This is a genomic window from Mesorhizobium sp. M7A.F.Ca.MR.362.00.0.0, assembly GCF_004023175.1.
In the GTDB taxonomy this organism is placed as follows: Bacteria; Pseudomonadota; Alphaproteobacteria; order Rhizobiales; family Rhizobiaceae; genus Mesorhizobium.
In genome coordinates this window covers 1-758 of the sequence record NZ_RZTF01000846.1, presented here as the reverse complement: position 1 = coordinate 758, position 758 = coordinate 1, and the positions used below count along the sequence as shown (strand labels likewise).

Genomic DNA, 758 nt, shown 5'->3' with positions numbered 1-758 from the left:
CGCCGCCGTGCTTTGCGGCGCGACTTCGACGCGGATCGGGTTCTTCAGCAGGCCCTTGGCCAGTTCGGCGATTTCATTGGGCATGGTCGCCGAGAACAGCACCGTCTGACGGTCGGGCGCCGTCGCCTTGGCGATGCGCTTGACGTCGTTGATGAAGCCCATGTCGAGCATGCGGTCGCCTTCGTCGAGCACCAGCCATTTGGTGTCGGCAAGCACGAGGTCGCCCTCACGCACAAGGTCGGTCAACCGGCCGGGCGTGGCGATCAGGATGTCGACGCCGGGAGCAACCTTCTTCACCTGGCTGAAGCGGGACACGCCGCCGAGCACGAGCGCGGTCGAGACATGCGCGCCCTTGGCGAGGATCTTGATCGTGTCTTCGATCTGCACGGCGAGTTCGCGCGTCGGCGCCAGGATAAGCGCACGCGCCGTCTTCGGCCGGCGCTTGGTGCCAAGCGCAATGATCTTCGACAAGATCGGCAGCGCGAAGGCCGCGGTCTTGCCGGAGCCGGTCTGGGCGATGCCGAAAATGTCACGGCCTTCCATCTGAGGCGGGATCGCCTGTGCCTGGATCGGCTTCGGCTCGGCGAAGCCCGCGTTGTGGGTGGCCTTGAGCAGCGCGCCCGTAATACCCAGTGCCGCGAAACCGGTGAGTTCCGCAGTGCTACCGGGCAAAGTGTTTTCGTTGGTCAAAATAATCTTCTTTCACGCGGCTTCTAGCCGCAAACATCGATGGCGGCAGGGCGCAACCTGCCGTCGAA

General features: G+C 64.4%; 1 protein-coding gene. It reads right to left on the bottom strand.

The features are described 5' to 3' along the window. Nucleotides 1–690, bottom strand: a 690-nt coding sequence (locus EOC06_RS38120; protein ID WP_164899040.1) for a DEAD/DEAH box helicase, incomplete at its 3' end; no start/stop codon positions are given. Between the last annotated feature and the right edge of the window lie 68 nt (nucleotides 691–758).